Genomic DNA, 20,925 nt, shown 5'->3' with positions numbered 1-20,925 from the left:
GGAACCGGAATGTCCCTCCTGCAGTTGCGCACCTTCGTCGAAGTCTACCGCCGTCGTTCACTGAGCGAGGCGGCCCGGGCAATCGGCATCACCCAACCGGCGGCGTCGCAGCACATCGCATCGCTCGAGGCGCAACTGGGCCGTCCCTTGTTCGATCGCCATTCGCGCGGCGTCCGACCGACAGCGATCGCCGACGATCTCGCTGCTTCAATCGGAAGCAGCCTCGACACGGCGGAATCGGCACTGGCCAGCGCGCGGGCCCGTTCGTCCCGCATCTCGGGCACGGTCCACATCGCCGCGCCGTCGGACATGCTGGGCGAAATGATCACGCCCCGACTGGCTCCGCTGCTGGAAGCAGGGCTGGACCTGCGGCTGCATATCGGCGGGCGCGAGGCGCTTTATGCCATGCTCCTCGAAGACAAGGTGCACCTGGCCGTCACCGCCTCGCAACCCGAAGATCCGCGGTTGGCCTTCCATGCGCTGGGCGAAGAGCACCTGCGCGCCGTAGCCTCGCCCGCCGTGGCCATGCGGATTGCCGAATTGCCGCTTGCCGACGGGCTCAACCGGACGGCCCACCTCGCCTACGACCTCGACCGGCCGCTGCTGCGAACCTGGCTCCATGCAAACCAGCTCGAGCTGACGAGCCAGCCCGCGTTGACCGCGCCCGATTTGAGAGTATTGCGATCGGGATTGTGCGCGGGTCTCGGCTGGACGGTGATGCCCGGCTATCTCACCCGCAGCGAACGCGCTGCCTGCACGCTGATCGAGATACCCGCCCCGGTCACGGTGCCGCGCAACGCTTACTACCTCGTCTGGGCACGCTCATCGCTGCGACACCCGCGCGTGGCCATGGCTCGGGACGCCCTGATTGCTGCACTCCGAACATAATGGTGGCCACACCTGTTGGGCCGTGAGCGCAATGTCGGGTCTGAACCAGTTGAGCGCTGGCGGAACGAAGGGCGGCTTTCGGGATCGTCGGCTACAAGGCCGAACGGCCGGATGTGGGGCGCAAAGCGGTCATCCTAGGAATGAAAAGGTTGTGTCCTCCCCTGCCCCAAAGTCGGCCACCTCTGTTCGAATCCTCAAGCGGGACTCGAACTCACGTTAAATAATTGGGATCTTTCCGACCAATCCCGTTGCGGAAGGGCTGGGGCACGCCGTTGCACTAGCGTGAGAATCCGGCTGTGAACGCCCGCCGCCACGGCCTCGATGCGGGTCCGTACGCCCATCTTCGAACAGGCCTTCTCCAAGTAAGATGTCTCAGTCGCGCCAGGAGCGGAAGTTGGACCAAGGGCGGGAATGAGACTTCCCCAGTGAGGGTCCGTTCCCGCCAGAGCTTCCGTTACGATCCCGATCCCGGCTCCGCCATCTTGCGATGCTGTTCTGCCAGCACGGTCTGGGGCGTGACGGCGGCCATCGCCGCCTGGACCTTGTTCTTCATGCCCGCGACCACGTCGCCGTCGCCGCGCTTCATGGCCTCATAGCCAGTCCTGGCGACATGGGCGGCTTCGGCCTTGTGCTCGTCCTGGCCGACCCTGGTGTCCATCAGGCCGGCGCGCTCGAAGAAATGGGTGTTGACCGGTCCGGGCATCAGGACGGTCACGCTGACGCCACTGTCCTTCAGTTCGTTGCGCAGGGCGAAGGAGAAGCTGTCCAGGAAAGCCTTGGTGCCGTTGTAGACGGCCTGGAAGCTGCCCGGCATCAGGCCAGCGATGGAGCCGGTGAAGAGGATGCGGCCCTGGCTGCGCTCTCGCATATGACGGCCGATCAGCCAAGCCAGCCGGATCGTGCCGGTGATATTGGTGTTGATGACATGGACCACGTCGTCGAAGTCCTGGTCGAGGAAGGCCTTGCCCAGCCGCTGCCCTTGCCCCGCATTGGCGGCAAGCGCATCGACCGGGCGAGCGCCGATGGCGGCGTAGAAGGACTGACGCCCTCTTCCGTCGCCAGGCGGAGACCAGGTCGCCGAGCCCGGTCAAGGTCTGGGAGAACTCGGCAAGCGCGGTGTCCGCGGCGATGATGAGGTCGTATCCGTCCTCGGCGAAGAGCTTTGCCAATTCAAAGCCGATGCCGAAGGAAGCGTCGGTGACGACGGCGAGGCGACGGACGGTTTCGGCGGCGGTCGGGTTGAGGATGTCGGTCATGAGGACGGCACCTGGGCTAGATGCTCTTCCCACCCTTAACCGAGGTGCCTGTTCCTCCGCTCAAGCTGGAACGAAGCCCATCGCGGGTGGTTGACGAGGTTCAGCCCATCGGAGCTAAGCCTATGTCCAATAGTGAAGTTTCCACCGACGCCGACGTTGGCTCGACCGCCTTTGTCGACAAGGATCGGCGCGAGGGCGAATACGAGGCCTCAAGCTTGAGGGCCGTCCTGATCAATCGCCCCCGCGACGACCTCTACGCCTTTTGGCGCGATCTGACGAATATGCCGACCTTCTCGGAGACGGTGAAATCGGTCGAGCTTCTGGAGTCCGGCCGTTCTCGCTGGATCGTCGCCGGGCCGGCCGACAAAGACATCGAACTGACCAGCGAGATCACCGAGGACGTCTCCGGTGAACGCATCGCCTGGACCTCTAGCAAGGACTCGGACGTCGATCACGAGGGCTGGATCGAATTCCGTGACAACGCCTTTGGTCGCGGCACGGAGGTGCGACTGTTCATCAGCTACGACCCGCCCTCCGGCGTCATCGGCAAGGTCGTCGCCAAGGTGATGCAGCGCGAGCCACGTCTCCAAGCGCGCCGCGAACTGCGCCGTTTCAAGCAACTGATGGAGACGGGCGAGATCTCGACGTCCAAGGCCCCCCACGCCGCGCCTCGGTCCGACCGTCACATCTGATCCCCCTTCCCAATTCTAAGGAGTCGCCCATGCGCGCCCTCACCTGGCACGGCAAGCACAACGTCCAAGTCGATACTGTCCCCGACCCGCAGATCGTCAATCCTCGCGACGCCATCATCAAGATCACCGCCACCGCCATCTGCGGCTCAGACCTGCATCTCTACGACAGCATGATCCCCGGGATGTCCAACGGCGACATCCTGGGTCACGAGTTCATGGGCGAGGTCGTCGAAGTCGGCCGCGGCAACACCAGTCTGAAGAAGGGCGACAAGGTGGTCGTCCCCTTCGTCATCGCCTGCGGGAAATGCTTCTTCTGCGAGAAGTCGATGCCGGCCGCCTGCGACAACTCCAATCCGGCGGACAAGGCGGACGCGTCAGAAATCGCCTATGGCCAGTCGGTGTCAGGCTTGTTCGGCTATTCGCATCTGACCGGCGGTTTCGCCGGCGGACAAGCTCAGTACGCGCGCGTCCCTTATTCCGACTACGGCCCGATCAAAATCCCGGAGGGCATCGAGGATGAGCGGGTGTTGTTTCTCTCGGACATATTCCCAACGGGCTGGATGGCGGCTGAGAACTGCCAAATCCAGCCTGGCGACACTGTCGCCGTCTGGGGCTGCGGCCCGGTCGGGCTGTTCGCGATCAAGAGCGCGATCCTGCAGGGCGCCGGTCGCGTGATCGCCATCGACCACCATCCCAACCGACTGGCGCTGGCCAAGGCGAACGGAGCGGAAGTCCTGAACTATCACGAGGTCAAAGTGCGCGAAGCCCTGCTGGAGATGACAGCTGGCCTTGGACCAGACAGCTGCATCGATGCGGTCGGAATGGAGAGCCACGGCTTCTCACCGGACAATATCGTCGATGCGGTGAAACAGGAGACCAAGCTCGGCACCGACCGTCCCCACGTCCTGCGCGAGACGATCATGGCGGTCAGGAAGGGTGGTACGGTCTCCGTCCCGGGCGTCTATGGCGGCTTCGCCGACAAGTTCCCGGTCGGCGCCTTCATGGAAAAGGGACTGACGCTGAAGACCGGCCAGACCCACGTCCAGCGCTACCTGCCTCAGCTGCTGCAGATGATCCTGGAGGGCAAAATCGACACCACCGATCTGATCAGCCATCGTCTGCCGCTCGAACAAGCGCCCGAGGGTTACAAGAACTTCAAGGAGAACCAGAACGAATGGACCAAGGTGGTCCTCAAGCCTCACTGATCGATGTCGGCGGGCGCGTGCGGGGTTTTTCCGGCCGGATGCGCTCGCCCGTCCGCGTCGCTGGCCCGCGCAGTTCGCCGATCACATAGAAGCCGCGTTCCGCCAGCTGCTGGGCCAGCAATGCGACATCGACGGACTCGTCCGCCGTTTCTGCCCGCCGGTTCTCGGTCATGGCGCAGTCCTCCCTGATCTTACAGAACGCCTGGCGCGTGTGGGCGCTGCGTCACGAAACCGCGAGGTCGCCGCCCGCCGGCCAGGGCTGAGCGGAACCGGGGGGGCGGCGAGCGACTTGGGCAGCGGTGGAGGAGCGATCATGCTGAAACGCTACGCCTACGCCTGGATCACCCTGGCCTTCTTCGCCATCTCCATCGGCCTGCATTGGCTGTTCGGCTGGTACGCCTTCATCGACGAGGCGCGCGAGCACGGACAGACGCCCGCGCTGACACCGTACCTTCTGGAGATGGGGCGCGACACCTTCGAGAACTGGCAATCCGAGTTCCTCCAACTGCTGTGGCAGGTCGTCGGCCTGGCCTACTTCCTCTACGTCGGCTCGCCGTCGTCGAAGGAGAACGACGACCGGATGGAAGCCAAGCTGGACGCCCTGCTGGAACTGGTCGGTCGCGAGCGCGGCCTGGCCATCGTCGACGAGATCGACCGCCATCACGAGCGCCGCACCGGCCACGCGGCCCTGCACCAGGATCCGCCCTATGGCGCGGTCTGATCCGCACCGGCCGATCAGCCCGCCGCCGGCGACCGGCGCCCTGGCGGAGGATCTGCCCGCTTATGTCTCCAACGGCGTGATCGGACTGCGGGTGCGCGACGTGCCCCTGGTTCCCGGCATGGCGATCGTCAGCGGTTTCGTCGGCGAACATCACGAGCGGCACGTCGAGGCCGCCGTCGCGGCGCCCTATCCGCTCGGCGGCGACATCGCGCTCGACGGAGTCTGGGCGAGCGAGGTCATGGGCGGCTTCGAACCCGTGGACCAGAGTTACGACTTCGAGACAGCGGAACTGACCACGCGCTTTCGAGTGCGGCTACCCGCCGGCAGGGCCGAGGTCGAGGTCGTCACCTTCGCCAGCCGCTCGCATCCGACCGTGGTCTGCCAGGAGGTCCAGGTCACGCTGGACCAGGCCTGCGAACTGACGTTCAGGGCGCGGGTCGATCCGGCGGGCGTACGCGGATCGATGGCGGAGCGTCGCCTCGACACGCCCGGCGAGACGCCTCCGGTGTGCGACGGCGCGATCTTGTGGCGGTCCGAGGGCGGCTTGGGCGCCTGCGGAATCGCCCTGGCGACGACGGCGGCCCCAGAGGCCGAGCGCACCCAGGAACCCTGGGACGAGACCGGGCCGCTCTCCACCACCTATCGCTTAAAGGCCCGGGCCGGCCGTCACCGCTTTCGCCAGATGGCGTCCCTGGTCCCGGACGTGCTGCATCACCAGCCGCATCGCCAGGCCGTGCGCCTCCTGGCCGCCGCCACGGAGAACGGGTTCGACGCCCTGCGCCGGCTCAACCACGAAGCCTGGGCCGACCTCTGGAAGGGCCGCATCCGCCTGGTCGGGGCGGGCGAGCGGTGGCAGGGGATCGCTGACGCCGCCTTCTTCTATCTGAACGCCTCGGTCCATCCGTCGTCGCCGTCGTCGACCTCCATCTTCGGCCTCGCGACCTGGACCAACTATCACTACTATTTCGGCCATGTGATGTGGGACGTGGACGCCTTCGCCATCCCGCCGCTGACCCTGCTGCAGCCCCAGGCGGCGCGGGCCATGCTGGATTTCCGCGTGCGCGGCGTCCCGGCCGCCCGCAACAACGCCAAGATGGCCGGGCGCGCGGGGCTGAAGTTCCCCTGGGAGGCCGGATCGGCCCACGGCGAGGAGGCGGCGCCCGGCGGCGCGACCGCCGCGGCGCGCGAGGATCACGTCAGCCTGCACGTGGCGCGCGCCTTCGCCCTCTACGCCGACGCCAGCGGCGACGACCGTTTCCTGCGCGAGGCGGCCTGGCCGGTGCTTTCGGGCGTGGCGGATTGGGTCGTCGACCGGGCGTCGGTCGACGGGGACCGCTTCGTCTTCCGCGACATCGGGGGTCCGGCGGAACGGATCGAGACCGCCGACAACGACGCCCTGACCATCCTCGCCGCCACGGTGGTGCTGCGCCGCGCCATCGACATGGCGCGGATGATCGGCCTCGAGGCGCCCGCCAAGTGGAGCGAGGTCCTGGAAGGGCTGAGGCCCACGCTGCGCGACGACGGCGCCATCGCCGATCACGATGGATATCGCGTCACTGAAGAGAAGGCGGCGACGCCCGGCGCGCTGATGGGCGTCTTTCCCTACTGGGCTGAAATGGAGTCCGACACCCGAGATCGGACCCTGCGCTTTTACCTCGATCAATGGCAGGACTACGCCGGTTCGCCAATGCTGGCCGCCCTCTACGGCGTCTGGGCGGCCTGGCTTGGGGATCGGACGCTGTCGCTCATGCTCCAGGAGGAGGGCTTCGCCCTCTATCAGCACGGGCGTTTCCTCCAGACGCTCGAATATCGACTGGACAAGGTGGACGGGGTCGCCGCCGGGCCCTTCTTCGCCAACATCGGCGGTTTCATCATCGGTCTCCTGCTCGGCCTGCCGGCGCTCAGGATCGACGACGGCGATCCCCGACATTGGGCCCGCCGGGACGTCGTCCTGCCGCAAGGGTGGGATGTGATCGAGTGCGACCGTTTGTGGATACGGGGCGCGCCGTGGCGGCTGCGGGCCCGCCACGGCGAGACAGCGGTGCTGGAGCCCATCTAGCGCCAAGCACCCAGGATTTCGGCGCTGTCGGCCGTCTCGACCTGCTGTGAGAAACGCTCGTGATAAAGGTCCATCAGGGCGTCATGGGATTCGTCGGATGAACTGCCTAGGGCGTCCGTCACCACGACTGTCCGATATCCCAGATCGATCGCGCCCAGCACGGTCGCCAGCACGCAGACATCGGTCTCCGCGCCGGTCACCACCAGGGTGTCGACGCCGCCGCGGCGGAGCGCGGCGTCGAAGTCCGCGCCCATCCAGGGCGAATAGACGCGCTTGTCCAGAAGGCGCCCTGGAGGGACGAAGCGCTGCAGCGGAACGGCCAACTCGACCATGCCCTCTCCGAGCGTCTGGAGGGTCATCGAAGGCCAGCGCTCCCAGTATCGTCTCCAGGTCCCCTGGCCCTCGCCCGGCCGTTCGGCCGGAACGAAGCGGGTGAAACAGGTGCGCTCGGCCTTCGCCTCGCACAGGCGCACGATGACCGGCAGTACGCGTTCCGCCCAAGGCGTGCGCCACGCCGTGTCCTCGACGAACATCCGCTGCATGTCGACACAGAGATGGACCGCCGTTTCCGGGATGGCGTCACGCAGCCCCTGCCCCATGGGTCAGGCGGCCTTGCCCTGCGCCTTGGCGTTGGCTTTGGCGTCCGCCAGGGCCGTCAGGCTCTCGTCGGTGTTCGACTCCTCCTGGAGCGTCTCGTCCAGCAGGCGCGCGGCGTCGGCGTAGCCGAGCAGGGTCGCCCAGCGCTTCAGCGTGCCGTAGCGTGTGATCTCATAATGCTCCACCGCCTGCGCGGCGGCGATCAGGCCGGCGTCCAGCGCTTCCGTGCCTTCGTACTCCTCCAGGATTTCGTCGCCTTCGGCCAGGATGCCTTCGATGGCGTCGCAGGTCTTGCCCATGGCGCGCTTGCCGATGATCTCGAACACCTGCTGCAGGCGCTCGATCTGGCCTTCGGTTTCGTCGCGGTGCTTTTCGAAGGCCGCCTTCAACTCCGGCGACTGGGCGCCGCGCGCCATCTTGGGCAGCGCCTTCACGATCTTGCGCTCGGCGTAATAGATGTCCTTCAAGGTGTCGTAGAACAGGTTGTCGAGGGTCTTCTCAACCATGGTCGTTTCCTTTCTCTGCGTTGGGGGATGACGGCTCGATCTCCTTTTGATCGGGCCGGGTCTGGGTGTCGGCATGGTGTTCGATGCGGCCGCTCTCGACCTCGGCGCGGGAGAAGACCTCCTCCTGGCCGGCCTCGAGCAACTGGTCCTCGGGGCCGCCCAGGCCGCCCTGAACCAGACCGGAGGCGCCGCCGGTCATGTGATCTGATCCGGGTGGGTCTGAGTTCCCGGCGGCGGCGCATCGACCTCCTGATAGGGATCATCCGTTTCGATGATGCTCAGTATGGTTTCGCCCGGCTGCATCAGTTCGGCCGCTGCGTCCGCGGCCTGGACGTCGGTCTTGGACGGGACCTTGACCTCGCGGCTGGGTCCGCCTTCGGCGCCGATGGAGACGCGATAGATCTTCATGGCCATGACTCAGTGCGCGGCCTTCCGGCGCCGCGTCTCCCAGCCCTTCTTGGCCGCGGCGGAACGGTCGGCCCGTGAGCGGCTGGCCGAGGCCTGGCCGCCCTTGCGCCCGCCCTTGTGCGCGGCGGGATGACCCGTGTGCCGGCCGCGTCCGGAGCCGCTCTTGTTGCCGCCGCCGTCGTCCTTGTTGACGGTGGCCCAGGCGCGCCGTTCGGCTTCCTTGTCCGATACGCCGCGCTTCACATAGCCGGCCGCGATGTGGTCGGCCTTGCGTTCCTGCTTGTCCGTATAGGCGGACTTGTCGCCTCTAGGCATGGGACTCTCCTCTCCTGCGAAAGGAAATCCCAGTGCAAGCAAGGGTTTCAGCTTGAGCTTACATATATCTCAGGCAAGCGCGAGGTCGCCGCGCTCGAAGGGATGATCCGAGGCATGGACGGCTGAACCCGGACGGCGTCGAATGGATTAGCAGCCTGAACGACATGAACGGCGCGGGTACGGGATGAGGATCGCCACCTTCAACATCAACGGCGTCAACACCCGGCTGCCGACGCTGCTGCGCTGGCTGGCGGAAGCCCGTCCGGACGTGGCCTGCCTGCAGGAGTTGAAGGCGTCCCAGGCGCAATTTCCCGCCGCCGCCCTGAAGGCGGCCGGCTACGACGCCGCCTGGGTCGGCGAGGGACGCTGGAACGGCGTCGCCCTGTTGTCGCGCATCGGCGCGCCGGTGGTGACGCGGAGGGCGCTGCCCGGCGATCCGGCCGACGCTCAGGCCCGCTACATTGAGGCGGCGGTGGCCGGAGTGCTGATCGGCGGCCTCTATCTGCCGAACGGCAACCCGCAACCGGGGCCGAAGTTCGACTACAAGCTGGCCTGGTTCGAGCGGCTGATCGGCCACGCCGCGACCCTGGTGGACAGCGGCGCGCCCGTGGTGCTGGCCGGCGATTTCAACGTCGTGCCCACCGAGGCCGACATCTACAACAGCCGCTCCTGGAAGAAGGACGCCCTGCTACAGCCCGAGAGCCGCGCCGCCTGGGCCCGGCTGGTCGGCCAGGGATGGACCGATGCGCTGCTGGAACGTTTCCCGCATCAGCCGCCCTGGACCTTCTGGCAGTACTTCCGCCAGGCGTGGGAGCGCGACGCCGGCCTGCGCATCGACCACCTGCTGCTCAGCCCAGCGCTGGCCGGGCGGCTGGCGGACGCCGGCGTCGATCGCCATGTGCGCGGCTGGGACAAGGCGAGCGACCACGCGCCGGCCTGGATCGAACTGGAAGGATGAGATGGCGCGACGGCCGACGGCCCCGACCCGCCTGAACGCGGCCAATCTGACTAGGCTCGGCGCGCCGCGCCTGGCGGAGCTGCTGGCCGAGGCGAGCGTCGGCGACGCCAACCTGAAGCGCCGGCTGCGGCTGGAGTTGGCGGCCGAGGCCGGGCCGGACCGGCTGGCGGCGGAGATCGACAAGCGCATCGCTGCGCTCGCGGCGGCGCGCGTCCGCGTCTCCTGGCGCAAGCGCGGGGAGCTGATCCGGGACCTTGAGGCGCACCGCCGCACGATCGTGGACCGGCTGGCGCCGGCCGATGCGCGCGCCGCCTTCGCCAGCCTGCTGGCCTGGTTCGACCTGTTCCGCGGCTTGACGGCGCGCGTGCAGGACCCGCGTGGCGAACTGGTGTTCGCCTTCGAGGACGCGGCGCCCGACCTCTGGACGCTGGCGGGCGCCGCCGCCGGCGAAGATCCGGCCGCGCTCGACGCCCTGGCCGAGGCGGTTGGCCGCCATCCGCAGGACTACGCTCGCTGGATCGGCGCCGCCGACGACGCCCTGACGCCGGAGTTCGCCCGTCGCCTGCTGGACGCCCTGCCGTCCGCCGTCCGGAGCGCCCGGCCGGCGCGCGGCGCGATCCGGCGGCTGGCGGACCGGGCCGGCGACCTGGACCTGTGGCTGTCGTTGGCGACCCCCGAGGAGAAGGGCGCGCCCGACTTCGCCGCCGGCGCGGCCCGCCGGCTGCTGGCGGCGGGGCGGATCGGCGAGGCGCGCGCCGCGCTCGAGACCGCGCTTCGGCCCTCGCCGTCGAACCGTCGCTGGACTTTCGGCCGCAATCCCACCGCCGGACGGCCCGCGCTGACGCCGGCCTGGGAGTTGGCTTCGATCGACGTGCTGGAGGCCGAAGGAAACCGGCAGGAGGCCCAGGACCTGCGCTGGGCGATGTTCGAACGCGACCTGTCGCCTCAGCCCTTGCGCGACTACCTGGCCCGCCTGCCGGACTTCGACGATGTCGAGGCGCTGGACCGCGCCTTCGCCCAAGCGGCGGCTTCGGACGACTTCGGCGCGGCTCTCGGCTTCTTGATGGACTGGCCCGCCCACCGCGAGGCGGCGGCCATGGTTCTGGAACGTCGGCGGGAGGCCCAGCGGCCTTGGCCGCGCAAGGCGGAATGGGCGGCCCGCCTGCTCCAGCGCTATCCCGAGGCGGCGGAGGCGCTGGGTGGATGAGGCGGCGCCGGCGGCGGTGTGATGCGTTGTCCTCCCATGACCAGCCCTCAGGCCGATCTGTTCGGAGGTCCGCCGCTCGAGCCGGCGGGCCTGCGCTACGTCGGGGCGATGGTCGACGAAGCCGAGCGGGATCGTTTGACGGACGCCTTCGCCGTTCTGCCGTTCGCGCCCTTCGCGTTCCACGGCTGGCTGGGGGCGCGCCGCGTGGTCTCCTTCGGCTGGCGCTACGACTTCAGCCGCGCCCGCCTGGACGAGGCGGCGCCCCTGCCCGCCTTCCTGGAGCCCTTGCGCGACCGCGCCGCCGCCTTCGCCGGCGTTCCGGCGGCGGCGATCGTCCAGACCCTGGTCACCGAGTACCAGGCCGGAGCCGGCATCGGCTGGCATAGGGACCGTCCGCAATACGACAAGGTCGTCGGCGTCTCCCTCGGCGCGCCCTGCCGCCTGCGCTTCCGGCGGCGGACGCCGGATGGGTGGGAGCGCCGCCATCTCGATCTCGCGCCAGGCTCGGCCTACCTCCTCGACGGCCCGGCCAGGGCCGACTGGGAACACGGCATCACGCCGATGACGGCGCTGCGCTACTCGGTGACGTTCCGGACCTTGCGGTAAGTCGCACTCCGCTGATGAGGCCAGACCGAGTCCGCCACCCGCACGTTCGCCGCTCAGCTGCTCTTCAGCGCCATGAGCGGTCATGCGGACCAAGCCACGAACGCGACATTGAACCCGTGGGCCAGAGGTCCGCTTTCGGACGCGATGCCTCCTTCGCAATCCGACCCTTTCCGGACCCTGCGGTGAAAGCTAACCACATCGGAATGCAATGACTGGTGAGGGCCGCGCTAACGGCCCTCGTCCGACCTCACTGAACGCGAACCGCTGCAAACCCGCCCTGGCGTAGGAAGTCCTGAACGCTATGGTCTCCTGCTAGATGCAGCGCGCCCACGGCGACAAATGTCGTGCCTGAGCCATCCAGCATCTGGGCGATCTGACCCGCCCAGCGACGGTTTCTCTCAACGATCACGGTCTGATAAACTGCAGAACTGCGCGTCCTCATCGGGTCGAGCGTAACGTCGGCGATCCTGTCGACATCGCCGCGGCCCCAGGCGTCCGCCAGTTGCGCCAGTTCGGTGGGCGCCTGGTCAAACGTGTCGAGGGTGTTGCGAAGGAAGGCAAGCTGGCCGTCTTCAGGGAAGCCCGAGAGCATTCGGATTTGGTCCTCGGGAGTCTCCAGCCCCTTGAGCGGCAACCCTGCACGCTTGGCGTCCGCGCGGAGAAGGACGTCCACGCCGGAAGCCGCATCGAACCCGCCCCGCGCCGGAATGGCGGCCGACAGCATCACGCCGGCGAGCCAAGGCCTGAGGGTGTCCATCTGAGCCCCCGACGCGCCGAGCGCGCTGGCGGCGGAGTCAAAGCGCTTAAACTCATCAGGGCTCAGCAGGGTGGAGAGAGGTCGCTCGGGCGATCTGCCGTACTGCTGGATCAGCGGAACGACCGCGGCCTGGTCTTCGGGGTCGGCGACCTCGAGCACCAGCGACTGAGACGCCGCCAGCGCCGCCGCTACTTCGTCAGTCCGCCAGTTGGTGTCCGGTCGCATGAAATGGATTGTGCCGAACAGGTAAACGGTCGAATCCGCGTCACTCAGCACCCACAGTGCCGGGCGGGGCGATGACGGCGTCTGGGCCGTCGCCGCGCTCGACAGGAGTGCGCTCAGCGCGAGCGCCGCGCCGACAAGGGCGCGACGGAGGAAGGTTGGCTGGATCATGGGATGATCTCCGGGCATGAGGGATCGATCACGCGGATCAGTCCGCGCGTGAGATCGAGGAGGGGAAAAGTTGGGTCAGTCGATCGTGGGCGCGATCAGGCGGACAGGCCTGTGGTCACTGGCTGGCGACGCGTTGTAGGACCCGCTCGGCGCTTCAGGCGACCGCCTTGCGTCTCAGCGACAGGCAGTAGCCGATGGTCATGACCAAGCCAGCGACCACCACCGCGCAACCGGCCGTGAAGGCGAGGTCAAGCGGCGCGAACGCCCAGAGCCCGGCGTAGATCAAGCCGCTCAGAACCATGGACCAGCCTCCGACGCGTTGGACCTGGCGCGCCTTTGCCGCCGGCACGAAGGTCTTGGGCATTCTGTTGCCATACCAGACAAGCATCAGCCCGGTGGCCCCCATGACCAGGCGGGTCACGGCATCGCCGTCGATGAGGCCCATCGATCGAGCTGAGGTGGCGGCGAGCGCCACGGCGATCAGCCCTCCGGCCACCATCAGGCTCTTGATCAGATCCTTGTTCATTTCGCTGTGTCCTTGGCGGCCGGAGTCCCGACACTCGGCTCGAAAGAGTTGACGAAGCCCAGCAGCGCGTCTTCCAGCACCGAGAGCTTCAGATGATAGATGACGGCCTTGCCGGCCTTCTCCGTGTGAACCAGGTCAGCCTCTTTCAGCACGGCGAAGTGCGCCGACATGGTCGGCTTAGACACGTCGAACTGATCGCTGATCGCACCGGCGCTCAGCGGGCCCGCACGCAGCATCTGAAGGACGCGGCGACGCGTGGGATCCGAAAGGGCTTTGAAGACCGAACTCATGCTATGACTATTAGCTAATCGTCTAATCGTCGTCAACAGGGATGATCATCATGGCCATAGCCAAGGATCATCCGCTTACCGCCAGCCGTGATCTCAGACCCGTTTGAGCGTCCGCTTTCCACGCTTCTGAGACATAGGGCAGTCCGCTTTACGGCGGGCCGCCCCAAGCCTGTTCAGAGGTCGATCTGCTCTGAAATCTCCAGCGCGTCGTCGACTTCGATGCCGAGATACCTAACGGTGCTCTCGAGCTTTCCGTGCCCGAGAAGGAGCTGGCAGGCGCGTAGGTTTCCGGTCTTCTTATAGATCAAGGCCACCTTGGTCCGTCTAAGGCTATGGGTGCCATAGGCGCTGGGATTCAGGTCGATCATTCTCACCCAGGTATCGACCAGCCGGGCGTACTGCCTGGTGCATATGTGCTCTCCATCCCGGCTGCGGCTGGGGAACAGCCAGTCGTCACGCCGTCTTCCTCGGAGCTCCAACCAGTGAGCCAGAGCTTCCCTCGCGGCCTCCGTGATCTCGAACGGCACGGGCCGACCGGTCTTCTGCTGGATGATCGTCGACCGCTGCCGAATGACGCCGCCTTGAGCAATATCGCCCAGACGGAGTTTACCAGATCACAGCCCCGCAGCTTGGCGTCCAATGCGATGTTGAACATCGCGAGATCTCGTGTCGATCCAACGGACTTCAGGTGCTGACGGATCACCCAGATGTGCTTTGGCTTAAGTGGGGCCTTCGCACCGGTCATTCGACCAGCGTTCCAGGGTTTGCGGGGTAAACGAAACAGATCGGGCTGGCTCATGGCCACCTCCGACGATCAACACCCCCCCTCCTCAAGATACGCTCCAAACAACGCTGATGCGCCAGAAGCGGCCACTGTCGGCGTTGCAAGAACGCGACTTAGAAGCTCGACGTGGGTTTGGTTACTGGTTGCTTGCTGAGTTCTGCTCTAAGCCCGTCGCCGATGTTTGAACAGTTCAGCTTCGATGGATAGCGCGAACGTCAGCCAAAGCGCGATAGGATCCGACATCCGCAGTGTCACCATCCCTTTCGATGTCGAGATAGAGTTTGTTTCTCTCTAGCTAACTGATTTGTTCGCGCCTGACGTCATTGACGCAGGTCAGACCGCACTGGTCCACGCACCACCCACAAACCGCCATAGACGACGGCGAGGGCTGTCAAAATGGCTGCCAAACCTGAGACTTCTGAAAGGCTGGCGCCCATGGCGTTCAGGCGAACAAAGGCCTGAACAGCAGCGGTGCAAGGTGAAAGGTGCGCGAACCAGACGAGACCGTCAGGCATCATGAAATGCGGCCACGCAGCGCCGGACAGGAAAAACAAAGGCGCGGAAGTGCCGACCAGAACCTGCAAGACCCTCTCATGGCGATCGAAAAGCGCGCCTAGAAGCAGACCCACAGCGGCGACCGCTGCTGAAAAAATGGGCGCCAGCAGTAGAACGCCGATCAGGTTGCCGGCGCGGGGATAGTCCTGAAACCAGAACACGAAACCGAAATAGAAGAGGCTGGACGCTGTCCCAATCGCCGTAAGCGCCAGCCAAAGACCCAAGCGCGCGCTACGTTTCAGCGTAGCCGCACCGGTCTCTCGACGCACCGCTGTGATCACGCCCGCGCCCAGCAATAGCGTCTGCTGCAGGATGATAAGACTGACCGCCGGCACGGCATAGCCGCCATAGCCCTCAGTTGGGTTGAAGAGGGAAACCTGCTTCAGGGTCGGCGCCAATCTGACGGCGCGGGCAATATCAGGCAGCCCTTTCAACTGCGCCTCGGCGACCTGCGCTGCTGCGGCGACGACGGCTCTGCCGACCGCTGTGACACGAACCAGATAACCGCCGTTCAGCCAGATGGCCACGCCCGTCGGCGCCCCCCTGAACAGATCGGCCTCAAAACGCTGAGGCAGGACGACGACACCATCGACCACGCCGCGCCGCATCAGTTCGAAGCCCTCAGCGGGGGATGAAATCACGGCGGCGACCTCGATCTCGCGCGAAGCATTCAGGTCTTCGACAAGGGTGCGGGTCAGCGCTGTCTGCGTCGGGGTCGCTATGGCGATGGGTAGTCCCGTCGCGGCCTGTCCGGCATAGGCGGCCGGATAGTAAAAGGCGTAAAAGACGACCGCCAGGATCAGTAGGCTGCTGACCGGTCGCGCACGCGGCAGGTTCCGGAAAGTCGCGGCGAAGGCGGCGATAACGCCCTGTTGCGGAAGCGGAAAGTGCAAATCTTCTGGTTTGGGGACAAGACGCGCTCGTCCCCGGATGAACAGCGCCGATAGAATAAGACCAACGACGGCGACGCCGCTCAGGAACATTAAGTCTCGCCATGCCGATGCGGAAGTCGCACCCGTGACTAGCTGGCCCGTCTGCAGGCGTAGATAGTGCGTATACGGAAGAATATCGCTCCAGATTCGGGCGAAGCGCGGTCCATGGTCCAGAGGGAGAGTGCCGTTGGAAAAGGCGATAGCCGCGCCCGAATAGATGGCGGTGGCCGAGAACGCCATATCCACCTCGCCAAGCGCGGCGACCAGAAAAGCCGACAAGACAACGCTCACCGCCATCAAGGCGAGTATGCCGAGGATCAGCAGAGGGAGAGACCCTGCCACACCCCAGCCCCGGACACCGCTGAGCCAAGCGATCCAGGCCAACCCCCATAGGCTGAAGATCACGAAGTGCGGAATGAGTCGCCCGATCAGAGCCGTCGTTGTGAAGCCGTCCGTCTCGGTCTTGAAGCGTTTGAAGGAGCCGCCCTGCATCAGCCGACCAACCGCCAGCACCGCGGAACAAGCCGCCAGCAGATGAAGAACCCCCGGCGCCAGAAGTCCGCCGAGAAAAAGCTCGAAGCTGAGTTGCGGATTGCCGACGACCGACACCTGGACAGCGGGGAGTTGCAAGGCTGTTTCGGGCAATCCTCTCTGTCGCGCGCGTTCTTGCAACTGCTGGCCGGCCGCTGATGCGATGGCCGCGCTCTGCCCCAAGGCCGACAAGGCGCCGACCGTCTGGAAGGCGCCGTTGAACGACACGGTCACCTGTTCCGGCCGACGAAATGCCCCATCAGAAAAATCTGCTGGAAAATGAGCGACGCTGTAAATCTCGCCTCGCCGCATCAAGGCCATGGCCTCCGTCATCGTCGCTGGAGCATGGGTCACGCGAACATCGGCGCTTGCCTCCATGTTGCGAATTGCGGCGCGGCTGAAGGCCGAATGGTCCTGATCCACCACGGCGACCGGGGCCTGACGGATCACTCCAGGGGCCAGCATCGCCGCGATAACCATCAGCAGGATCAGCGGCAGACCAAAGGCGACGAACGCGTCCCACGGTCGGGTCACCAAGACGCGCGCCTCGTCCCGAACGGCCGATACAATGACGGCCGCGAGGCGTCTCACCGTGCGGACCAATCGAACAGCACGCTCATGCCAGGCCTCAGGCCGTTGACGGGTCGAACAGGCTTGGCCTTGACCTGAAAGCTTCGCACGTCATAGCCGCTGGACTGCCGGGTTGAGCGCCAAGTGGCGAACTCGCCTTGAGGATTGATGGCGGTGATCCGGAAGGCCACGTCAGCGAGGCCGAGTGCGGGCACGTCGCCACGCACGATCGCGCCGATTTTCAGATCGCGAAACTGATCCTCGCGCACACTGAACGTAACCCAAGGGTCGCCGATGTCCACGATTGTGAAGACTGGCACGCCCGTGAGCACGAGCTCGCCGACATTGGCGAAACGCTCCGCAACTTCGCCGTCGTTTGGAGCAAGCAGTCGTGTCTCACTTTGGAGGCTTTGGACCTCGGCGACGGCGGCCTGCGCGCCTTGCACATTGGCGTCGGCAACGGATTTTTCCTGCGGCCGTGTCCCTGCCAACGCCTTCAGATACTGCTGACGGGCGGCTTCGGACTGCGAGGCTGTAGCAGCGCGAGCGGCCACGGCTTCGTCACGGCGTTGGGCGGAAATCACGCCTTCGGCGAACAGGTTCTCCGCCCGCCGCGCAGTCTGGTCCGCCAAACGAGCCGTCGCCTGCGCGGCGCGCCAGACGGACTCGACCGACTGCACATCCTCGCGGCGAGCGCCTTCGCGGCTCATCGACTGAATGGCCTCACTCGACTGAAGCAAGGCCCGGGCCTGAGCCTCCTTTGCTGCAACCTCCGGGCTGCTCATCAGAGCCAACTCTTGACCTGCCTTCACCTGATCGCCCTCTGAAGCCAGGAAGCGCTCCACGCGACTGGGCACCTTGGTCGCAACAGTGAAGGTCTCCGCCTCGACCATGCCCTGAACTTGATCCCTGGCAGGACGGGCCGCGAGGAAGAGGCCCACGATGATGAAGCCGATCAGCAGTACGAGGCCGACGCCCACGATCACAGGCAGAATACGTCGCCGTGCAGATGTACGACTGGCCGCGATGGTCGGCGCACCGTTTGTCGGGGCATCGGCAAAGGGAGGCGTCTCGCTCATGGCGCGCTTATCCGGTCTTCGCGTTGCAGATAGTCGTTCAAGGTCAGATCGCTTCCCGACGCCGCCAGCAAGGCGGCCAGGCTGAGATCATATTCGTAAGCTGCTGCTGCGCGTTGCAAACGCGCGGCCCCCAGAAGATTGCGGGCGTCCACGACCGAGGCGGCTGTGGCCTCGCCTTCACGGAACCCAACCTCCTGAACTCTAAGATTCTCGCTGGCGGCCTCTAGGCTGCTGTCCATGCTCAGAAACTGACGACGCGCCAACTCTGCCTGATTATACGCTCGCGTGACCAGCAATCGGGCGTCGTCTCGGGCCTGTCGTTCCACCTCCGCAGCAGCCGAGGCCTGAGCGCGCGCTGCGCCCAGCATGCGTCGTCGATCCACCGTCGAAATCAGAGTGTAACGGGCGCCGATCCCAACCGCCCAATCCGGCTCGGTCGGCAGAGCGTCGTCTGGGTTCAGGTTGTAGGTTCCGAATGCATAGACGGACGGCTTCATTCGTGACGCCGCGAGATCGGCGCCCGCCTCGGCCAGATCGCGCCCGGCTTGAGCCTGCGCAAGGCGAGCGTTCGTCTGGCTTGCCTGGTCAAGAAAAACGCCGGCTGGACCGATTGGGTCACGGTTTACGAACAGGGGCGTGGTTGGAACGACGGGGCCATTGGTGTCAACAACCCTGGCGAGGGACGCCACGGCGTTGTCGTGCTCCAGTTCGGCCCTGTTGACCTGCCGCTGAGCCGCATCGCGGGCGACTTCGACCTGAAGCGTCTGGGCGTGGCTGAGCACGCCTTGCGATTCCAACAGTCGAGCGTTGCGCAAATGCAGATCGAAGCCGTCACGGGTCTCGCGTGCGATCTTCAGCGCTTCGGCTGCCAACACCTGGCCAAAGTACGCCCGCGCCAGATTTACGTCCTCCAGACTGACCGCTTCCTGCTGCTTCGCCTGCGCCAGATCCACATTGGCCGCTGCCGCTCGTCGTAAGGCTGGAATTGCGCCGCCGGTATAGATCGGCTGGAGCGCCGTCACCGTGGGGCGAAAGGTCGTATCGTCGACCTGCAGTCGGACATCTTGCGGCAAGGCGGCGAAAATTTCGGGAAGCGCCGCTTCCAGCCGCTGACCGACACTCTGCAACACGTCACCCGGCACGCCGGGCAAGTCCGCGATGAGCCCAGGAATGGCGGCGCCGAGCTCGGCCTGTGCGCGGTCCAGCGTGTCGCCCAGCGAGAGATCGAATGTCTTGCGATAATGGATTAACTGAGCATCGAGCGCTACGGTCGGCCGATTTAGCCCGGCAGCCACATCCGCCTGGGCCCTGGCGGCCTGCATCCCATAGCCGGCAGCGCGACCGAGACTGGAGTTGGAGCGAATACGTTGCTGAGCGGCCGCATAGGTCAGAGCGACTGTAGCGTCGCCTTGGGCCGCCTCTTGGGGTGCAGCCTGAACTTGGGAGACCGCCGCAAGGGCGTTCGGCGCTGATCCGGCCAAAATGCCCACAGCAACCCAGCCGATCCAAGCTGTACCCATAGCTTCACCCCGGCGTCAGCAAGCATAACTAACTCAAGCGCAGCCGTTACGTCCAGCAACTGGCGTTGCGATATCAGCCAAGGGTCTAACCCTATCCTCGTTATCGAGCGGTCGCGGTTGGAAGTTAGTTGCCTAGAAGCTGACATTCCTTAGGTCGCCTTGGAGTCAGGAGCGGACCTCCGGGAGACCGTAGCCAACACCATCCCGCCCCCGTAGATCTACCACCGTAAGGCTACGGATCGCACCGACCGAACCCGTCCGCTAAAGTTCCTCCGTCATCAACGAAATCCCCTCACCAGAGGCCGCCCCTGCATGCCCGTCGTCCCTCACTCCCACTCGATTACACGAACGCTGGTAATGATTTGATCCATATGGGCTTTATGCCAATGGGCGTCAACAGCGCCGTGTCGCAGTCCGAATAGATCGAGGAATGTTGAAAACAATGAAGAAATAGTCTGATGTAAAAAGCGCGTGATCACGACATCTTTCGAGATGTATTGACAATGCCGAAAGCTTGGTTTGCGAGAGAAGCGAGCCGATATACCTCGCTGACACGGGATACCACAACCGAACGATCTGACGAACAGGCTGGATCTACAACCCGCTCCGGAGGCGGTCGCAGCGGCTGGCGTGACCCGTCGGCTCAAGGAAGCCTGACGGCCTTCAAACCCGTGCGACGATCGAGTCGTTGCGCGAGTCCGGGTCACCCAGTATGGGTCGAAGGTCAGGAAACCTGTATTGACGCGACTGCTCCGCCAATTCTGCGCCGGCCTCGCCGTGACCATCGTGATCGCGCTGCAGTTCCAAGACGCGGCCCCTACCGGTTCACTCGTCACCCAAAATATGTGATCGCGTCCCTCGAAATCCTCGTCCTGCCGCTCGCGTTCGGCCAAATCTGGATCGCCCTCGCATGGACCATCGCTAACGCCATGCTTCTGGCGTGGCGTATTCGGGTGGAGGATGGGGCGCTTGCCGACCGCAGATAGGCCCTCAGGAGCATGACCGGACAGCGTGATCCCAGCCTAGCTGTGCGTCCGGGGAGGCACGCTGTTCACGTTTCACGGCGCACGCGATCACCGGGGAACGGCGGCCGTTCCGGCGGGTTGACCGAGTCCGCCATCGGAGAATCCCATGCATATCCAGTCCATGATCAGCGCCCATCCTCACGTCAAAGGCTCGACCAACGACGCGCTGATCCGCGCCGTCGAGGCGGCCTACGCGTGCGCCGCGACCTGCCGCATCTGCGCCGACGCCTGTCTCGGCGAAGCCATGGTCGCCGATCTCGTACAATGCATTCGGCTCAACCTCGACTGCGCCGACGTCTGCGCGGCCGCCGGCGCGGTCGGCGCGCGCCGCACGGGGAGCAACGAGGCGGTCATCAAGGGCCAGCTCGAGGTTTGCGCCCACATCTGCGCGGCCTGCGCCGCGGAGTGCGACAAGCACGCGGACATGCATGAACATTGCCGCATCTGCGCCGAGGCCTGCCGCCGCTGCGAAGAGGCGTGCCGGGAGGCGGCTGGCACGATCACTCCGTCGAGCCGTTGATGGAGCACCGCCTTCACCGTGCGTG

At 65.6% G+C, this 20,925-nt stretch carries 23 protein-coding genes and 1 pseudogene; 10 read left to right on the top strand and 14 right to left on the bottom strand.

Annotated features, from left to right (window positions below):
- Nucleotides 1-9 precede the first annotated feature (9 nt).
- Nucleotides 10-888 (top strand): LysR family transcriptional regulator, encoded by an 879-nt coding sequence (locus ACZ5M6_RS08395; RefSeq protein WP_066551092.1) that lies wholly within the window; start codon nt 10-12, stop codon nt 886-888.
- 454 nt (nt 889-1,342) lie between these two features.
- On the opposite strand, the gene ACZ5M6_RS08390 is transcribed toward ACZ5M6_RS08395, so the two are convergent.
- Nucleotides 1,343-1,912 (bottom strand): SDR family NAD(P)-dependent oxidoreductase, encoded by a 570-nt coding sequence (locus ACZ5M6_RS08390; protein WP_464160110.1) that lies wholly within the window; start codon nt 1,910-1,912, stop codon nt 1,343-1,345.
- A 354-nt stretch (nt 1,913-2,266) separates the two neighbouring features.
- On the opposite strand from ACZ5M6_RS08390, the gene ACZ5M6_RS08385 reads away from it, so the two are divergent.
- A complete protein-coding gene (locus ACZ5M6_RS08385; RefSeq protein ID WP_066551089.1) occupies nt 2,267-2,836 on the top strand; it encodes an SRPBCC family protein in 570 nt (189 codons plus the stop codon).
- A gap of 29 nt (nt 2,837-2,865) precedes the next feature.
- Nucleotides 2,866-4,041, top strand: a complete 1,176-nt coding sequence (locus ACZ5M6_RS08380) for a zinc-dependent alcohol dehydrogenase (RefSeq protein ID WP_174086239.1) — start codon at nt 2,866-2,868, stop codon at nt 4,039-4,041.
- Here ACZ5M6_RS08380 and ACZ5M6_RS08375 read toward each other — a convergent pair.
- Entirely contained in the window at nt 4,028-4,213 is a 186-nt protein-coding gene (locus ACZ5M6_RS08375; protein ID WP_174086240.1) for a hypothetical protein, read from the bottom strand. The two genes, ACZ5M6_RS08380 and ACZ5M6_RS08375, sit on opposite strands and share 14 nt — an antisense overlap.
- A 141-nt stretch (nt 4,214-4,354) precedes the next feature.
- Here ACZ5M6_RS08375 and ACZ5M6_RS08370 point away from each other — a divergent pair, with 141 nt between their 5' ends.
- Nucleotides 4,355-4,762 (top strand): DUF6766 family protein, encoded by a 408-nt coding sequence (locus tag ACZ5M6_RS08370; protein ID WP_197458446.1) that lies wholly within the window; start codon nt 4,355-4,357, stop codon nt 4,760-4,762.
- Nucleotides 4,749-6,821, top strand: coding sequence for a glycoside hydrolase family 65 protein (locus ACZ5M6_RS08365; RefSeq protein ID WP_464158116.1), 2,073 nt, complete (start codon nt 4,749-4,751; stop codon nt 6,819-6,821). Before ACZ5M6_RS08370 ends, ACZ5M6_RS08365 begins: the two co-directional genes overlap by 14 nt.
- Here ACZ5M6_RS08365 and ACZ5M6_RS08360 read toward each other — a convergent pair.
- The 5 genes from ACZ5M6_RS08360 to ACZ5M6_RS08340 are packed head-to-tail and all read right to left on the bottom strand — an operon-like array spanning nt 6,818 to nt 8,647.
- Nucleotides 6,818-7,420: a cysteine hydrolase family protein gene (locus ACZ5M6_RS08360; protein WP_066551082.1), complete on the bottom strand. Its 603-nt coding sequence runs from the start codon at nt 7,418-7,420 to the stop codon at nt 6,818-6,820. The two genes, ACZ5M6_RS08365 and ACZ5M6_RS08360, sit on opposite strands and share 4 nt — an antisense overlap.
- 3 nt (nt 7,421-7,423) lie before the next feature.
- Nucleotides 7,424-7,924 (bottom strand): YciE/YciF ferroxidase family protein, encoded by a 501-nt coding sequence (locus tag ACZ5M6_RS08355; protein WP_066551079.1) that lies wholly within the window; start codon nt 7,922-7,924, stop codon nt 7,424-7,426.
- Nucleotides 7,917-8,123: a hypothetical protein gene (locus ACZ5M6_RS08350; RefSeq protein ID WP_066551078.1), complete on the bottom strand. Its 207-nt coding sequence runs from the start codon at nt 8,121-8,123 to the stop codon at nt 7,917-7,919. The genes ACZ5M6_RS08355 and ACZ5M6_RS08350 overlap by 8 nt, the downstream gene beginning before the upstream one ends.
- Nucleotides 8,120-8,332, bottom strand: coding sequence for a hypothetical protein (locus ACZ5M6_RS08345; RefSeq protein WP_464158112.1), 213 nt, complete (start codon nt 8,330-8,332; stop codon nt 8,120-8,122). Before ACZ5M6_RS08345 ends, ACZ5M6_RS08350 begins: the two co-directional genes overlap by 4 nt.
- A gap of 9 nt (nt 8,333-8,341) precedes the next feature.
- Complete coding sequence (locus tag ACZ5M6_RS08340; protein WP_464158111.1) at nt 8,342-8,647, bottom strand: plasmid stabilization protein; 306 nt, start codon at nt 8,645-8,647, stop codon at nt 8,342-8,344.
- 184 nt (nt 8,648-8,831) lie between these two features.
- Between ACZ5M6_RS08340 and ACZ5M6_RS08335 the strand changes: the two genes are divergently transcribed.
- From ACZ5M6_RS08335 to ACZ5M6_RS08325, 3 genes are read left to right on the top strand one after another with little or no spacing between them, the layout of a single operon-like run.
- Nucleotides 8,832-9,605, top strand: coding sequence for an exodeoxyribonuclease III (locus ACZ5M6_RS08335; protein WP_464158108.1), 774 nt, complete (start codon nt 8,832-8,834; stop codon nt 9,603-9,605).
- A gap of 1 nt (nt 9,606) precedes the next feature.
- Complete coding sequence (locus ACZ5M6_RS08330) at nt 9,607-10,812, top strand: DUF6880 family protein (RefSeq protein ID WP_464158106.1); 1,206 nt, start codon at nt 9,607-9,609, stop codon at nt 10,810-10,812.
- Between the two features lie 36 nt (nt 10,813-10,848).
- Nucleotides 10,849-11,418, top strand: a complete 570-nt coding sequence (locus ACZ5M6_RS08325) for an alpha-ketoglutarate-dependent dioxygenase AlkB (protein WP_464158103.1) — start codon at nt 10,849-10,851, stop codon at nt 11,416-11,418.
- 247 nt (nt 11,419-11,665) lie between these two features.
- On the opposite strand, the gene ACZ5M6_RS08320 is transcribed toward ACZ5M6_RS08325, so the two are convergent.
- The 7 genes and pseudogenes from ACZ5M6_RS08320 to ACZ5M6_RS08290 form a co-directional block, all read right to left on the bottom strand.
- The gene (locus ACZ5M6_RS08320) at nt 11,666-12,568 is read right to left on the bottom strand and encodes a TraB/GumN family protein (RefSeq protein WP_374390630.1); all 903 of its coding nucleotides are present in this window, start codon (nt 12,566-12,568) and stop codon (nt 11,666-11,668) included.
- A 154-nt stretch (nt 12,569-12,722) separates the two neighbouring features.
- Nucleotides 12,723-13,094 carry an ammonium transporter gene (locus tag ACZ5M6_RS08315; protein WP_343829404.1) on the bottom strand — a complete coding sequence of 124 codons (372 nt, stop codon included), beginning with the start codon at nt 13,092-13,094 and terminating at the stop codon, nt 12,723-12,725.
- On the bottom strand, nt 13,091-13,384 hold the full coding sequence (locus ACZ5M6_RS08310) for an autorepressor SdpR family transcription factor (protein ID WP_343829403.1): 294 nt from the start codon (nt 13,382-13,384) through the stop codon (nt 13,091-13,093). The genes ACZ5M6_RS08315 and ACZ5M6_RS08310 overlap by 4 nt, the downstream gene beginning before the upstream one ends.
- A gap of 173 nt (nt 13,385-13,557) precedes the next feature.
- Nucleotides 13,558-14,183, bottom strand: a pseudogene (locus tag ACZ5M6_RS08305) (tyrosine-type recombinase/integrase).
- 305 nt (nt 14,184-14,488) lie between these two features.
- Entirely contained in the window at nt 14,489-16,720 is a 2,232-nt protein-coding gene (locus ACZ5M6_RS08300) for an ABC transporter permease (protein ID WP_464160109.1), read from the bottom strand.
- Nucleotides 16,721-16,773: 53 nt separating this feature from the next.
- Nucleotides 16,774-17,835 (bottom strand): HlyD family secretion protein, encoded by a 1,062-nt coding sequence (locus tag ACZ5M6_RS08295; RefSeq protein ID WP_464158098.1) that lies wholly within the window; start codon nt 17,833-17,835, stop codon nt 16,774-16,776.
- On the bottom strand, nt 17,832-19,325 hold the full coding sequence (locus tag ACZ5M6_RS08290) for a TolC family protein (protein WP_464158095.1): 1,494 nt from the start codon (nt 19,323-19,325) through the stop codon (nt 17,832-17,834). Before ACZ5M6_RS08290 ends, ACZ5M6_RS08295 begins: the two co-directional genes overlap by 4 nt.
- Before the next feature lie 533 nt (nt 19,326-19,858).
- Between ACZ5M6_RS08290 and ACZ5M6_RS08285 the strand changes: the two genes are divergently transcribed.
- Both ACZ5M6_RS08285 and ACZ5M6_RS08280 read left to right on the top strand, forming a co-directional pair.
- Nucleotides 19,859-20,341 (top strand): isoprenylcysteine carboxylmethyltransferase family protein, encoded by a 483-nt coding sequence (locus tag ACZ5M6_RS08285; protein ID WP_082382656.1) that lies wholly within the window; start codon nt 19,859-19,861, stop codon nt 20,339-20,341.
- A 145-nt stretch (nt 20,342-20,486) separates the two neighbouring features.
- Nucleotides 20,487-20,900, top strand: a complete 414-nt coding sequence (locus ACZ5M6_RS08280; RefSeq protein ID WP_287395568.1) for a four-helix bundle copper-binding protein — start codon at nt 20,487-20,489, stop codon at nt 20,898-20,900.
- Nucleotides 20,901-20,925: the final 25 nt, after the last annotated feature.

Source organism: Brevundimonas sp. Br13 (assembly GCF_055391505.1).
The sequence above is the reverse complement of the archived record's forward strand: the minus strand, read 5'-3'. Positions and strand labels throughout refer to the sequence as shown.